This window comes from Mycobacterium shigaense (assembly GCF_002356315.1).
In the GTDB taxonomy this organism is placed as follows: domain Bacteria; phylum Actinomycetota; class Actinomycetes; order Mycobacteriales; family Mycobacteriaceae; genus Mycobacterium; species Mycobacterium shigaense.
On the sequence record NZ_AP018164.1, the window covers coordinates 788,682 to 802,507 of the forward strand.

The following is a 13,826-nucleotide window of genomic DNA, read 5'->3' on the forward strand; positions in this document are numbered from 1 at the left end:
CCACCTACCAGTTCGTCACCATGACGGTGTTGATCAGCAGCGCGCCGGCCGCGTTGAGCGCCAGCCAGATTCGGTGCGACCATGCCGGGAGCAGTGCCGGCGCCGCGGTGAGCCAGACGGTGAACGGCAGCCAGATCCGTTCGACCTCAGCCTTGCTCAGCATGCTCAGGTCCGCGCAGGCGATGGCCGCCAGCATCGCCAGCGCCACCAGGTGGAAGCCGCTGCGGCGGCGGATCGCGGCGCGGTCGAACAGCCGGGTGAGGCCGGCGACGCTGCCCAGCCCGATCGCGCACACCACGCAGGCCAGGTTGGCCCACCACCAATACTGGAACGGCCGGTCGTTGGCGATGCCCTGCCAATAGCGCTGCTGCACAAGGGTATAACCGTCGAACCAGGAAAACCCGGCGGCGGCGAAACTCACCGCCACGGCCAGCGCGGCCAGCACCACGGTCCGAAGACCCGCAGCGCCACTCGCCACCCCGGGGCGGACACCAGTACCGCCAATGCCGGGAGGCCCAGCAACGCCAGGCCGTAATTGAGGAAGACCGCCCAGCCGAGCAACAGGCCGGCCGCGGCCTCCGTCGCCGCGGGGAAGCGGGGTCGGCTGTGTACGGCGACGGCCAGCAGCGCGAGACCCCAGGCCGCGACCCCGGCGAAGTAGCCGTCCGCCGAGACCGCCACCCAGATGGCAGTCGGCGCCACCGCGACGAACGGCGCGGCCCGGCGTGCGGTCCGCTCGCCGGCCAGCGCCCGCACGGCGATCAGCACGGCCGCCGCGGCGCTGGAGCCGGCCAGCAGGCACAGCAGGCCGGCTCAGGCACCGCCGCGCAGCCCGACCCGGTCCCAGCCACACGAACGTCAGCAGCGCGCCCGGCGGATGCCCGGAGACGTGTGTCACCCACGAGTTCGGCTGGAAGTCGAGAATCCGGCCGGTGAACGTGCGCAGCGTCGCCGGGATGTCGGTGATGCCCGGCACCTCCCACAGGTATTCGTGCCGCGTGGTCAGCCGCCCGGCGAAGCCGCGTTGCCAGCCGTCGATCATCGCCAGGGCGAACGCCCACCCGCAGGCCACCGCCCAGCTGACCAGCGTCAGCACGCGCCATGAAAGGCGTTGCGCCACAACAGGTCCCCCTGCCACCACGGCCACGGCGATCAACAGCGCGGGCACCGTTCCCCAGCTGGCATAGATCTCCCAGGCGCCGAACAACGGCGCCGCCTCGGCGTGGGTGGCGAACCGCTCTCGTCCGATGTCGAGCCGCGGTCGGACGCCCCAATTCAGCGCGGGCAGCACCACGGCGGCGGCCACCAGGATCAGTCCGCCGGTGGCCGCGGCCAGTTCGCGGCGAGCGACTCTCACGAGCGCCCAGCCTATTGATCCGCGTCGGCGGCGAACCGGCGTGCCAGCGTCGTGCGGTCCAGCTTGCCGATACCGCGTCGCGGCAGCGCGTCGACGACGTGTAGCTCGCGGGGGGCCGCGGTGGGGTCCAGCGTGTGGCCCAGGTGGGCGCGCAGCGCCTCGAGCGTCGGGGCCGTCCACCCGTCGCGCACCACGATCGCGGCCACCACGCGCTGTCCCAGCCGGTTGTCGGCGACACCGAATACCGCGCAGTCGCCGACGGCGGGATGGGTGGCCAGCGCCGCCTCGACCGGCTGCGGCAGGACCGTCAGCCCGCCCGAGCTGATCGCGTCGTCGGCGCGGCCGAGCACGGTCAGCACCCCCGCGTCGTCGATCGAACCCAGGTCGTCGGTGTGAAACCAGCCGGGCTCGGCGAACGGGTCGGGATCGACCGGGTTGCGATAGCCCTTGGCCAGCGTCGCGCCGCCGATCGCGATGCGCTCGTCCACCACCCGCAGCGCGACGCCGTCCAGCGCGACGCCGTCGTAGACGCAGCCGCCCGCCGTCTCACTCATGCCGTAGGTGCGCACCACCGCGATGCCCGCGGCCGCCGCCGCGTCCAGGACCGGTCGCGGCGCCGGGCCGCCGCCCAGCAGCACGGCGTCCAATTCGGCCAGGGCGGCGGTGGCGGCCGGGTCGGCGAGGGCCTTGGCCAGCTGGGCGGCGACCAGCGACGTGTAGCGGCGGCCGGTGCCCAGCGCGCGCACCGCGGCGGGGAGCTCGGCCGGGTCAAACCCGTGGGAAACGTTGAGTTCGACCGGAGTCGAGCCGGCGACCAGGCTGCGCACCAGCACCTGGGTGCCGGCGATGTGGTGGGGCGGCAGCGCCAGCAGCCAGCTGCCCGGGCCGCCGAGGCGATCGTGGGTGGCGCGCACGCCGGCGGTCAGCGCCGCGGCCGTCAGCAGCGCCCCTTTGGGAGCGCCCGTGGTTCCCGACGTCGTCACCACCAGGGCCACGTCGTCGTCGATGGGTTCCCCGATGCGCAGCGCGGGCGGTGGTTCGCCCGGACCCACCGCGACCAGGGCGGGATCGCGGCCGGCCAGGACTCGCTCCAGGGCGGGCAGCAACACTGCGCTGGCCGAGCCGGGGGAGACGGGCAGCGCACGCAGAACAGCTATGTGTGCGCCTCGCCGTTCGGACCGCCGCCGTCGAGTTCGTTGTGCTCGTCGTCGTGCGGGTCGTCCAGCGGCCAGCCCTGCGCGGCCAGCCGGGTCCGTACCCGCTCGATGTCCGCCTCGGACGGCAGCTCGTCGGTGAGCTTGCTGATCAGCACTCCGATGTCGATCTTGTCGAAGTCGCCGCGCAGGATCAGCTCGTTGGCCACCAGCTTGACCTCATCGTTGGTCAGGCGATTGGCAAGCAATGCCAGTAGCGCAAACGAGTCGGTCGGCGGAATGCCGTCGGGGTATCCCGCCCGCAACCACGAGACCACCGAGGTGAGGAATCGGTTCACTTAGATCAACTCCGCCCGGGGGCTCGGTAGTTCGGGTGGACGACGATTCAATGCTACTTTAGCTTGGCTCCCAGGAACGGATAGCCGGTGTGGTGCGCGATGAAATCGCGGGCGATGTAGAGCACCCCGATGACGATCACCGCGACAACCAGCGCGTAGATCAGCCACGCCAGGCCGGACAGCACCGGGTTGGGACGCGCCGTGGTCCCGTCGGCGCCGGCTCCTCCGGCACCGAGCGCCTGCAGCCGGATGCCGACGGCGAACAGCCCGGGCAGGAACGCGCCGGCCAGCATGCTGAACAGCAGGATTTTCAGGGTGGCTTCGTAGTTGAACCAGTCGCCGAAGTGGCTCATGAGGGGCTCCCCGCGCTCACCGTGTCGTCGCCGACCTTGGGGCCGCCGGAGGTCTTCTGATCTTCCGTGCCGTCCAGTCCGGCGGTCAGGTCGCCCTTCCATTCGTCGTTGACGTTGTTGTGGTCGACCTTGGTCTTGCGCGAGCGCTGGTAGATGACGGCGGACACCGCGACCAGCAGCCCGAAGCCGACGATCGCGCCGGGGTAGCCGCCGATGTAGTGGACGATCCAGTAGGTGACGGCTCCGACCAGACCGGCCAGCGGAAGCGTCACCAACCAGGCGACAGCCATCCGGCCGGCCACGCCCCAGCGGACCTCGCCGCCTGGCTTGCCCAGGCCGCTGCCCATCACCGAACCGGTGCAGACCTGGGTGGTCGACAGCGCGTAGCCGAAGTGGGCCGACAGCAGAATGACTGCGGCCGAGGACGACTCGGCGGCCATCCCCTGCGGCGACGAGATTTCGACGAGGCCCTTGCCCAGGGTGCGGATGATCCGCCAGCCGCCCAGGTAGGTACCGGTGGCCATGGCCAGCGCGCAGGCGACGATCACCCACAGCGGCGGCACCGCGGCGCTCTTGCTGACGGAGCCGTAGGACATCAGTGCCAGGAAGATGATGCCCATCGTCTTCTGGGCGTCGTTGGTGCCGTGCGCCAGCGAGACCAGCGACGCGGAGCCGATCTGGCCGCGCCGGAACCCGGCCTCGGTGCGTTCCTTTTGCAGGCCCCGGGTGATCCGGAAGACCAGCCAGGTCGCGACCGCCCCGACCACGATGGCCAGGAACACCGACACGATGGCCGGGATGATCGCCTTGGACATCACGCCCTTCCAGATCACCCCGTGCGCGCCCACGGCCGCGATCGTGGCGCCGACGATGCCGCCGATCAACGCGTGCGAGGAGCTCGAGGGGATACCGAGGAGCCAGGTCAGCAGGTTCCAGACGACGCCGCCGACCAGGCCGGCGAACACGAGTTCCAGTGTCACTACGCTGGAATCGATGAGTCCCTTGGCGATCGTCGCCGCGACCGTCGTCGACAGGAAGGCGCCGACGAGGTTGAGCGCGGCGGAGAGCGCTACTGCCGTTTTGGGCTTCAGCGCGCCACTGGCGATAGAGGTCGCCATCGCGTTCGCGGTGTCATGGAAGCCGTTGGTGAAATCGAAAGCCAATGCCGTGACTACGACAATGATCAAGAGGAACAGTTGTATGTCCACAGGCCCTGATTCTGGTGGTAGGAGCAATCCATTGTCGAATGCACACGGAGCGGAAACGCAGGTTGGCTAGGAATCGTCGCCAGATGTTACCTGTCAGTTAACCGGCCTTTCCCTGTTGTTCATTTCGACTGTCGCGCCGCAATGGATGCTCCGGCGGCACCTCGACGAAGATCAGCGTAAGGCCATCCGGATCCGTCACGTGCATCTCGTTCAAGCCCCACGGCTCGCGGCGCGCTTCGCGGGCAATCTGTACTCCGCGGCCCTGCAGTTCGGCCTGGGTGGCCTCGATGTCGCGGACCTGCAACCACAGCGCGCCGGGGAAGGCCGCCTGCGCGGGATCGGGCTCGCCGTAACCGGCCAGCTCCAGCAGGGACTGACCCGCAAAAAACACTGTGCCAGCACCGTAGTCGCGCCAAATCGCCAGCCCGAGCTCGTCGCGGTAGAAGGCTAGCGACCGCTGATAGTCCGAGGGTCGCAGCAGCATCCGGCTGGCCAGGATTTCCATGCTGTCGTGTCTACCACTCGGCTCAGCCGTCGCTGGTGTTGTTGGGCTGCAGCGTCTGGCGTTGCATGACGGCGTTGACCCAGCGGGGGCCGAACGTGTCCAGCGCCTTGGCCGCCGCCCGCATCCGCGGCGCGATGCGCACCGGGCGGGTGCGGGCGGCGGTGATCATCCACTCGGCGGCCTCCTGCGACGTCAGCGCCGGCATGCCCGCGTAGGCCTTGGTCGGCGCGATCATCGGGGTGGCCACCAGCGGGTAGTACAGCGTGGTCGAATGCACGCCCTGGTGGCCCCATTCCGTTTCGACGACCCGGCTCACCGTCGACAGCGCGGCCTTGGACGCGTTGTAGACCGCGAACAGCGGCGACGCCTCCGACAGCACCCCCCACGTCGACACATTGATGATGTGGCCGTCGCCGCGCTCGATCATGCCGGGCGCCAGGCCGCGGATCAGCCGCAGCGGCGCGTAGTAGTTCAGCACCATGGTCCGCTCGACGTCGTGCCATCGCTCGAGCGATTCGGCCAGCGGCCGCCGGATGGACCGGCCGGCGTTGTTGATCAGGATGTCGACCCCGCCCAGGCGCTGTTCGACGTCGGCGATCAACGCGTCGACGGCGTCCATGTCCGAGACGTCGCACGGGATCGCGATGACGTCACCGCCGGCCACGGTGATCCGCTCGGCCAGCGCGTCCAAGAGTTCTGCGCGCCGGGCGACGACGACCACCGTCGCGCCCTGACGGGCGAACTCCTCGGCCCCCGCCTCGCCGATGCCCGACGAGGCCCCGGTCAACAGGATGCGTTTGCCGGCGAGTTCGACGGGCTTGATCGCCGGGCGGTTGACCAGAAGCTGCGGCGCAATCGGGGGTCGCATGGTCGCCAATACGAACTGGTCGGTCAGCCGGCGCAGGGGACTCTTACTCACGACGGGAGTCTAGGCGGGGGCTCACCCAGCGCCCTAGAAATACCGCGGGAAGGGGCTCCAGTCGGGGTTGCGCTTCTCCAGGAAAGCGTCGCGGCCCTCGACGGCCTCGTCGGTCATGTACGCCAGCCGGGTGGCCTCGCCGGCGAACAGTTGCTGGCCCACCAGCCCGTCGTCGAGCAGGTTGAACGCGAACTTCAGCATCCGTTGCGCCTGGGGCGATTTGGCGTTGATCTCGCGCGCCCACTGAATAGCCTCGGTTTCCAGCTCGGCGTGGTCGACGACGGCGTTGACCGCACCCATGTGGTGCATCTGCTCGGCGGTGTAGGGGCGGCCCAGGAAGAAGATCTCGCGGGCGAACTTCTGGCCGACCTGCCGAGCCAGGTACGCGCTGCCGTAGCCCCCGTCGAAGCTGCCCACGTCGGCGTCGGTCTGTTTGAACCGCGCATGCTCGCGGCTGGCCAGCGTCAGGTCGCAGACCACGTGCAGGCTGTGCCCGCCGCCGGCGGCCCACCCGTTGACCAGGCAGATCACCACCTTGGGCATGAACCGGATCAGCCGCTGCACCTCGAGAATGTGCAGCCTGCCTGCGCGGGCCGCGTCGATCGTCTCGGCGGTGTCTCCGCTGGCGTATTGATAGCCCGAGCGCCCGCGGATGCGCTGATCGCCGCCGGAACAGAACGCCCAGCCGCCGTCCTTCGGCGACGGCCCGTTGCCGGTCAACAGCACCACCCCGACGTCGGACGACATCCGGGCGTGGTCGAGCACCCGGTAGAGCTCGTCGACGGTGTGCGGCCGAAATGCGTTGCGCACCTCGGGCCGGTCGAACGCCACGCGCACGGTCGCGTCGTCGACGTGCCGGTGGTACGTGATGTCGGTCAGATCGCCGAAGCCGTCGACCTCGCGCCAGACCTGGGCATCAAAGGGGTTGTCACTCAAGGCTGTTGAACTCCTCTACCGGGTCCGGGCGGAATACCGGGCACACCCCGGCCAGCGCCTCGAACTCGTCGGGGCGCCCGTCTTCTAACAACCCAGAGCGTTTCATGAAGCCCATGCCGGTCGGCATCTCGGTCGGAAAGGCCCGCAGGATCGGACGCGCCGCGTCGGCGGGCAACTCCACCATCCGCACCCGGAAATCCGTCCACCAGCTACCGTTTGCCGTCCACGGTGCCTGAGTCCGTCGGGCGTACCCATGCCTGACACAGTAGTCAGGTTTGCGGCGCCTCCAGGAAGGGTTCGACGCCGTGCGCCCAGGGGTCGGCCCCGGGTGTGGCGACGGCGTCCAGCCGGGCCATCGCGTCGGCGCCGAGCGTGACGCCCGCCGCGCCGAGGTTCTCCTGCAGGTGCGCGACCGACCGGGTGCCCGGGATCAGGAAGGTGTTCGGCGCGTGCGCCAGGATCCAAGCCAGCCCGACCTGCGCCGGTGTGACGCCGAGTTGGGCGGCGATGTCCACCACGACGGCGTTGTCGGTCGCCTTGGGGAACCCCGGGAACGCCGACCCCAGCGGGAAATACGGCACCCACGCGATGCCCTCCGCCACGCAGACGTCGACCATCTCCTCCTGGGAGCGGTCGAGCAGGCTGTAGGCGTTCTGCACGCACACGATCCCGGCGGGCAGTGCGCGCCGCAGCACGTCCAGCGGCACGCTGCTGATCCCGATCGCGCCGATCTTGCCCTCGTCGCGCAGTGCGATCATCTCGGCCAGCTGGTCGTCCAGGTCGACGATCTGGTCGCCCTCGGCGCCCACGCCGGGACCCAGATCCATCCGCCGCAAGTTGACCACCGGGACGCGGTCCAGGCCGAGTTGGCTCAGGTCGTCCTCGACGGCGCCGCGCAGCTCGGCGGGCCGCTGCGCGGCGGTCAGCGGAATCAGTTCTTCGCCGGTGTGGCGCGCGCCGACTTTGCTGACGATGACGAGGTCGTCGGGGTACGGCGCCAGCGCCGCGCGGATGCGGCGATTGACCTCGCCGGGGCCGTAGAACGACGCGGTGTCGATGTGGTTGACACCGAGTTCGACGGCGCGACGCAGCACCGCGATGGCGTCGTCGGGCGAGGTCTCGAACAGTTGCATGGCGCCGTACCCGACGCGGGCTACCAGGTGAATGCCGATGTTGCCGAGGCCGCCGGGGTGTGGCTTGTCCGTCATGGTGTTCCCTATCCCGTGAGACACTGGAGAGATGCGGAGGTTCCTCCGCTTGACCGAGCGTAGCAGAAACGGAGGATCCTCCGCTTGGCTGGCAGCACCCGGTCCGATGCGCGCCGGAATCGCGAGAAGCTCCTCGAGGTCGCCACGGCGGCCTTCGCCGGTGCCGAGGGGCGCCCGGTGTCGCTGGAGTCGATCGCGCGCGATGCCGGCGTCGGGATCGGCACGCTGTACCGGCATTTCCCGAGCCGCGAGGCGCTGGTCGAGGCGATTTTCCGCACCGAGCTCGCCGAAGTGGCCGCGGCCGCGGAACAGCTGCTGGACAGGCATCCCTCCCGAATTGCCCTGCGGCGCTGGATGGATCGCTACGCGAGCTTTGTCGCCGCCAAGAAGGGGATGGCCGAGACGCTGCACGCGATCTTCGACTCCGGCGCTCTTGCGCCCAGCCAGACGCGCGACAGCATCGCCGGTGCCGTCGGCCTGCTGTTGCGCGCCGGCGCCGACGATGGCAGCCTGCGCGCCGACGTCCTGGCCGACGACGTGGTCAGCAGCCTGATCGGAATCTTTCTGGCCAGCGGTTCGCCGGAGCAGACCGGCCGCATGCTCGACCTCTTGGTGGCCGGCATCGCAGCCTAGGGCTCAGACTCCCTCAGCCTCCCCGAACGTGACGGCACAGTCACGCTGGGCCTCGACCGTGACTGCAGCGTCACGTTCGGCCCCAGGCGAAGAACTAGCCGACGGCGCGGTCGGCGCCCTCCCAGAACCGTGCCCGCACGGCTTTCTTGTCCGGCTTGCCCAGCGCGGTCACCGGCACCGACTCGACGACGACGACCTGCTTGGGCGATTGCACCGAGCCCTTGCGCTCCTTGACCGCGGACTGGATCTCGACGGTCACCTTCGCCACCGCCTCCTCGTCGGACGGGTGGTCAGGCCGCAGCACGATCACCGCGGTCACGGCCTCACCCCACTTCTCGTCGGGCGTGCCGATCACGCAGACCTGCGCGACGGCCGGGTGCTCGGCGACGACGTCCTCGACCTCGCGCGGGAAGACGTTGAACCCGCCGGTGACGATCATGTCCTTGACCCGGTCGACGATGAACCAGAAGCCGTCCTCGTCCTCGCGGGCCATGTCACCGGTGTGCAGCCAGCCGTCTTTGAAGGTCTTGGCCGTCTCCTCCGGGAGATTCCAGTAACCGCCGCTCAGCAGCGGCCCCGACACGCAGATCTCGCCGACCTCGCCCTGCGCCACCTCGTTGCCGTCGGCGTCCAGCAGCGCGGTACGCGCGAACAGGGTCGGCCTTCCGCAGGAGGTGAGCCGCTTCTCGTCGTGGTCGGCCTTGGCCAGATACGAGATCACCATCGGGGCCTCGGACTGCCCGTAGTACTGGGCGAAGATCGGTCCGAACCGGCGGATGGCCTCGGCCAGCCGCACAGGGTTCATCGCCGAGGCGCCGTAGTAGACGGTCTCCAGCGAGGACAGGTCGCGGGTGTGCGAATCCGGGTGGTCCATCAGCGCGTAGATCATCGACGGCACCAGCATGGTCGCGGTGATCTTGTGCTCCTCGATCACCCGCAGCACCTCGGCCGGGTCGAACTTGGTCAGCACCACCAGCTCGCCGCCTTTGATGATGGTCGGCACGAAGAACGCCGCCCCGGCATGCGACAGCGGGGTGCACATCAGGAAGCGCGGGTTTTCCGGCCACTCCCACTCGGCGAGCTGGATCGTCGTCATGGTGGTGATCGACTGCGCGGTACCCAGCACACCTTTGGGCTTACCGGTGGTGCCGCCGGTGTAGGCCATCCCGCCGATATGGTCGGGCGGAAGGTCGGCCGCCACCAGCGGCTTCGGCGAATACTTCGCGGCCTCGGCCACCAGGTCCACCGCCGAATCGGCCAGTTCCTCGGGAACCGGGCCGATGGTCAGGATCTGCTTGAGGCCGGGCACCTTCTCGAGCAGGCCCTGCGCCCGCTCGACGAACGCCGGGTTCGGGTCGATGATCAGCGACGTCACGCCGGCGTCGCCCAGCACGTAGGCGTGGTCGTCCAGGGAGCCCAGCGGGTGCAGCGCCACGCGCCGATAACCCTGGGTCTGGCCGGCGCCGATGATCATCAGCACCTCGGGCCGGTTCAGCGACAGCAGCCCGACGGTGGCGCCGGTGCCCGCACCGAGCGCCTCGAACGCCTGGATGTACTGGCTGATGCGCTCGGCGAGCTGACCACCGGTCAGGGTGGTGTCGCCGAGATGCAACACCGGTTTGTTCTTGTTGCGCTTGAGCGCACCGACGGTCAGGTGTCCAGAATGAATGGGATGGCGCAACAGATCGTCACTCATGGGGCAAGACTAGAACGTGTTGCAATTCTTGTCTGCCACCCCCGAGAAAGGCGGCCGCAGCACTGGGTTTGACGTGTGGCGACTCGCTTCGTCCGGCTTCGCAGCCCTTGCGATCGCCACTAGGCTTTCTGCCCATGGCCGATGCAGATGTCGTCATCACCGGAACCGTGTTAACCGTCGACGACGCCCGGCCCACGGCCGCTGCGCTCGCCATCGCCGACGGCCGGATCGTCGCGGTCGGCGACCGCTCCGACGTCGAGGCCCTCATCGGCCCGAACACCGAAACGATCGACATCGGTGACGGTTGCGTGATGCCGGGATTCGTTGAGGCACACGGACATCCGTTGATGGAAGCCGTCGCGCTATCAGACCGGATCGTCGACATCCGGCCGGTCACCATCGCCGACCCCGACGACGTCGTGGCCGCCATCCGCACCGAGGTGGCCCGGCGCGGATCCGATGGCGCCTACCTCAACGGCTGGGACGCGCTGCTGCAGACGGGCCTGTCCGACCCGACGCTGGCCTGGCTCGACGACATCGCGCCGGACGGTCCGCTAGTGATCATCCACAACTCCGGGCACAAGGCCTTCTTCAATTCGCGCGCCGCCCAGCTACACGGCCTGACCCGCGACACCCCGGACCCCAAGGGCGCCAAGTACGGCCGCGACGGCAGTGGCGAACTCGACGGCACCGCCGAGGAGATCGCCGCGGTGTTCCCGCTGCTCGGCGGAGCCATCGACGCCTCCAGCTACCCGGCGATGCTGGCCGCCGAATGCGCCCGGCTCAACCGGGCCGGGCTGACCACCTGCTCGGAGATGGCGTTCGACCCGAACTTCGGGCCGCTGGTCTCTCGGCTGCACGACCAGCTCACCGTCCGGCTGCGCACCTACGAAGTGTCCAACCCGCAGATGGCCACCGACGCCACACCCGGCCAGGGCGACGACATCGTGCGCCAGGTGGGCATCAAGATCTGGGTGGACGGCTCGCCGTGGATCGGCAACATCGCGCTGTCGTTTCCGTACCTGGACACCGAGGCCACCCGGGCCATCGGCGTCAAGCCCGGGTCCTGCGGATGCGCCAACTACACGAAGGAACAGCTGGAAGAGATCGTCGGCGCCTACTACCCGCTGGGCTGGCAGATGGCCTGCCACGTGCAGGGCGACGCCGGTGTGGACACCATTTTGGACGTCTACGAGGACGCGTTGCGCCGCGACCCGCGCGACGATCACCGGCTGCGCCTCGAGCACGTCGGCGCCATCCGGCCGGAGCAACTCCAGCGCGCCGCCGACCTGGGCGTGACGTGCAGCATCTTCGTCGACCAGATCCACTACTGGGGGGACGTCATCGTCGACGGTCTGTTCGGCGAGGAGCGCGGATCCCGGTGGATGCCGACAGGTTCCGCGGTCGCCACCGGGATGCGCATTTCGCTGCACAACGACCCGCCGGTTACGCCCGAGGAGCCGCTGCGCAACATCTCCGTTGCCGCGACCCGGACCGCGCCGAGCGGCCGGGTGCTGGCGCCGGAGGAGCGGCTGACCGTCGACCAGGCCATCCGCGCGCAGACCATCGATGCGGCATGGCAGCTGTTCGCCGACGACGTGACCGGGTCGATCGAGGTCGGTAAGTACGCCGACCTGGTGGTGCTGTCGGCCGATCCGCGCGCGGTGCCGCCCGAGCAGATCGCCGGTCTGCAGGTGCGGGCGACGTACCTGGCAGGGCGCCGGGTCTACGGCGAGTGAAGCCGGTGCTCGCGGAGCTGTTGGACCGCCTGCAGGTGGTGGCCCTGCCGATGCGGGTGCGCTTCCGCGGCATCACCACCCGTGAGGTCGCGCTGATCGAGGGCCCGGCCGGCTGGGGCGAATTCGGGGCGTTCGTCGAATACGAGCCGCCGGAGGCGGCGCACTGGCTGGCGGCGGGCATCGAGGGCGCCTACCGGCCGCCGCCGCCGGCGCTTCGCGACCGCATCCCGATCAACGCCACCGTGCCGGCCGTGGCCGCCGCGCAGGTCGGCGAGGTGCTGGCGCGCTTTCCCGGCGCCTGCACGGCCAAAGTCAAAGTCGCCGAACCGGGCCAAACGCTGGCCGACGATGTCGCGCGGGTCAACGCCGTGCGTGAGCTCGTGCCGACAGTACGGGTGGACGCCAACGGCGGGTGGAGCGTCGAGCAAGCGGTGCGGGCCGCGACCGCGCTGACCGCCGACGGCCCGCTGGAGTACCTCGAGCAGCCCTGCGCGGGAGTCGACGAGCTCGCCGAGCTGCGCCGCCGGCCGGACATGCCGGACGTGCCGATCGCCGCCGACGAAAGCATCCGCAAGGCCGACGACCCGCTGGCCGTGGTCCGGGCCCGGGCGGCCGACATCGCTGTGCTGAAAGTTGCTCCGCTGGGCGGGATTTCGGCCATGCTCGATGTCGCCGCGCAGATCGATATCCCGGTCGTGGTGTCCAGCGCGCTGGACACGGCGGTGGGGATCGCCGCCGGGCTGGCAGCCGCGGCGGCGCTGCCGCGGCTGCAGCACGCCTGTGGGTTGGGCACCGGCGGGCTGTTTCTAGAGGACGTAGTCGACGTCGCCGCGCCCGTCGACGGCAGCCTGCCGGTCGGGCCGGTGACGCCTGATCCCGCGCGGCTGCGCGCGCTGGCGGCTCCGCCGGAGCGGCGGCAGTGGTGGATCGACCGGGTCAAGGAGTGTTATCCGCTGCTTGTACCGTCGTCCGGGTGATCAATCTGGCTTACGACGACCGCGGGTCCGGTGACCCCGTGGTGTTCATCGCCGGCCAAGGCGGGCCCGGGCGCACCTGGCTGCCGCACCAGGTCCCGGCCTTTCTGCAGGCGGGATACCGCGTCATCACGTTCGACAATCGCGGGATCGGCGCCACCGGGAGCGCCGAAGGCTTCACGACGCAGACCATGGTCGCCGACACCGCCGCCCTGATCGAATCCCTGGACGCCGCGCCGGCGCGCATCGTCGGGGTGTCGATGGGTGCCTTCATCGCCCAGGAGCTGATGGTGGCCCGGCCGGAGCTGGTCACCGCCGCCGTGCTGATGGCCACCCGCGGCCGCCTGGACAAGGCCCGCCAGTCCTTCCACGAAGCCGAGGACGAACTGTACGCGTCCGGCATCGATCTGCCGCCCGCCTACGAAGCCAAAGTGCGCATATTGGAAAGCTTTTCGCGCAAAACTATCAACGACGACGCGGCCGTGGCGGACTGGTTCACGATGTTCAGCACCTGGCCCGTGCAGCGCACCCCGGGGCTGCGCACCCAGCTGGGGGTCTCCCCGAAGGACAACCGCCTGCCGGCGTACCGCAGCATTGCCGCGCCGGTGCTGGTGATGGGCTTCTCCGACGACGTGGTGACGCCGCCGCACCTCGGGCGCGAGGTCGCGTCCGCCCTGCCCAACGGGCGCTACCTGCAGATCCCCGACGCCGGGCACCTCGGATTCCTGGAGCGGCCCGAGGCGGTCAACAACGCGGCGCTGCAGTTCTTCAAGACCACGTAATTGGCGCCCAACGTCGACTTGTCG

General features: G+C 69.7%; 13 protein-coding genes and 2 pseudogenes. 4 read left to right on the forward strand and 11 right to left on the reverse strand.

Annotated features, from left to right (window positions below; genetic code table 11):
- Positions 1-4: 4 nt before the first annotated feature.
- From MSG_RS03770 to MSG_RS03815, 10 genes and pseudogenes are all read right to left on the reverse strand, one after another.
- Positions 5-1,357: pseudogene (locus tag MSG_RS03770) on the reverse strand (hypothetical protein).
- Between the two features lie 11 nt (positions 1,358-1,368).
- Complete coding sequence (menE, locus tag MSG_RS03775) at positions 1,369-2,466, reverse strand: o-succinylbenzoate--CoA ligase (RefSeq protein WP_219845613.1); 1,098 nt, start codon at positions 2,464-2,466, stop codon at positions 1,369-1,371.
- Positions 2,467-2,510: 44 nt separating this feature from the next.
- On the reverse strand, positions 2,511-2,849 hold the full coding sequence (locus MSG_RS03780) for a DUF3349 domain-containing protein (protein ID WP_096437227.1): 339 nt from the start codon (positions 2,847-2,849) through the stop codon (positions 2,511-2,513).
- A 53-nt stretch (positions 2,850-2,902) separates the two neighbouring features.
- Positions 2,903-3,202, reverse strand: coding sequence for a hypothetical protein (locus tag MSG_RS03785; protein ID WP_096437229.1), 300 nt, complete (start codon positions 3,200-3,202; stop codon positions 2,903-2,905).
- Positions 3,199-4,410: an inorganic phosphate transporter gene (locus MSG_RS03790; RefSeq protein ID WP_096437231.1), complete on the reverse strand. Its 1,212-nt coding sequence runs from the start codon at positions 4,408-4,410 to the stop codon at positions 3,199-3,201. Before MSG_RS03790 ends, MSG_RS03785 begins: the two co-directional genes overlap by 4 nt.
- A 97-nt stretch (positions 4,411-4,507) precedes the next feature.
- Positions 4,508-4,915, reverse strand: a complete 408-nt coding sequence (locus tag MSG_RS03795; protein WP_096437233.1) for a VOC family protein — start codon at positions 4,913-4,915, stop codon at positions 4,508-4,510.
- Positions 4,916-4,937: 22 nt separating this feature from the next.
- Positions 4,938-5,834 carry an SDR family oxidoreductase gene (locus tag MSG_RS03800; protein WP_096437235.1) on the reverse strand — a complete coding sequence of 299 codons (897 nt, stop codon included), beginning with the start codon at positions 5,832-5,834 and terminating at the stop codon, positions 4,938-4,940.
- A gap of 33 nt (positions 5,835-5,867) precedes the next feature.
- Positions 5,868-6,770, reverse strand: coding sequence for a 1,4-dihydroxy-2-naphthoyl-CoA synthase (locus tag MSG_RS03805; RefSeq protein WP_096437237.1), 903 nt, complete (start codon positions 6,768-6,770; stop codon positions 5,868-5,870).
- Positions 6,763-6,963: pseudogene (locus MSG_RS03810) on the reverse strand (deazaflavin-dependent nitroreductase); the annotation flags it as partial. The pseudogene MSG_RS03810 and the gene MSG_RS03805, both read right to left, overlap by 8 nt.
- Positions 6,964-7,039: 76 nt before the next feature.
- Entirely contained in the window at positions 7,040-7,978 is a 939-nt protein-coding gene (locus tag MSG_RS03815) for an aldo/keto reductase (RefSeq protein WP_096437239.1), read from the reverse strand.
- A gap of 84 nt (positions 7,979-8,062) precedes the next feature.
- On the opposite strand from MSG_RS03815, the gene MSG_RS03820 reads away from it, so the two are divergent.
- A complete protein-coding gene (locus tag MSG_RS03820; protein ID WP_096437241.1) occupies positions 8,063-8,611 on the forward strand; it encodes a TetR/AcrR family transcriptional regulator in 549 nt (182 codons plus the stop codon).
- Positions 8,612-8,705: 94 nt separating this feature from the next.
- Here MSG_RS03820 and fadD8 read toward each other — a convergent pair whose 3' ends face one another.
- Positions 8,706-10,307 (reverse strand): fatty-acid--CoA ligase FadD8, encoded by a 1,602-nt coding sequence (gene fadD8 / locus MSG_RS03825; RefSeq protein WP_096437243.1) that lies wholly within the window; start codon positions 10,305-10,307, stop codon positions 8,706-8,708.
- A gap of 134 nt (positions 10,308-10,441) precedes the next feature.
- Here fadD8 and MSG_RS03830 point away from each other — a divergent pair, with 134 nt between their 5' ends.
- The 3 genes from MSG_RS03830 to MSG_RS03840 are packed head-to-tail and all read left to right on the forward strand — an operon-like array spanning position 10,442 to position 13,802.
- The gene (locus MSG_RS03830) at positions 10,442-12,046 is read left to right on the forward strand and encodes an amidohydrolase (RefSeq protein ID WP_096437245.1); all 1,605 of its coding nucleotides are present in this window, start codon (positions 10,442-10,444) and stop codon (positions 12,044-12,046) included.
- Positions 12,043-13,023, forward strand: a complete 981-nt coding sequence (locus tag MSG_RS03835; RefSeq protein WP_096437247.1) for an o-succinylbenzoate synthase — start codon at positions 12,043-12,045, stop codon at positions 13,021-13,023. The genes MSG_RS03830 and MSG_RS03835 overlap by 4 nt, the downstream gene beginning before the upstream one ends.
- Positions 13,020-13,802, forward strand: coding sequence for an alpha/beta fold hydrolase (locus MSG_RS03840; protein WP_096437251.1), 783 nt, complete (start codon positions 13,020-13,022; stop codon positions 13,800-13,802). The genes MSG_RS03835 and MSG_RS03840 overlap by 4 nt, the downstream gene beginning before the upstream one ends.
- The last annotated feature ends 24 nt before the right edge of the window (positions 13,803-13,826 follow it).

Bases quoted from the DNA above. Each gene is read 5' to 3' on its own strand.
- MSG_RS03785 (WP_096437229.1), bottom strand. From the start codon at position 3,202: ATGAGCCACTTCGGCGACTGGTTCAACTACGAAGCCACCCTGAAAATC.
- MSG_RS03795 (WP_096437233.1), bottom strand. From the start codon at position 4,915: ATGGAAATCCTGGCCAGCCGGATGCTGCTGCGACCCTCGGACTATCAG.
- MSG_RS03815 (WP_096437239.1), bottom strand. From the start codon at position 7,978: ATGACGGACAAGCCACACCCCGGCGGCCTCGGCAACATCGGCATTCAC.
- fadD8 (WP_096437243.1), bottom strand. From the start codon at position 10,307: ATGAGTGACGATCTGTTGCGCCATCCCATTCATTCTGGACACCTGACC.
- MSG_RS03830 (WP_096437245.1), top strand. From the start codon at position 10,442: ATGGCCGATGCAGATGTCGTCATCACCGGAACCGTGTTAACCGTCGAC.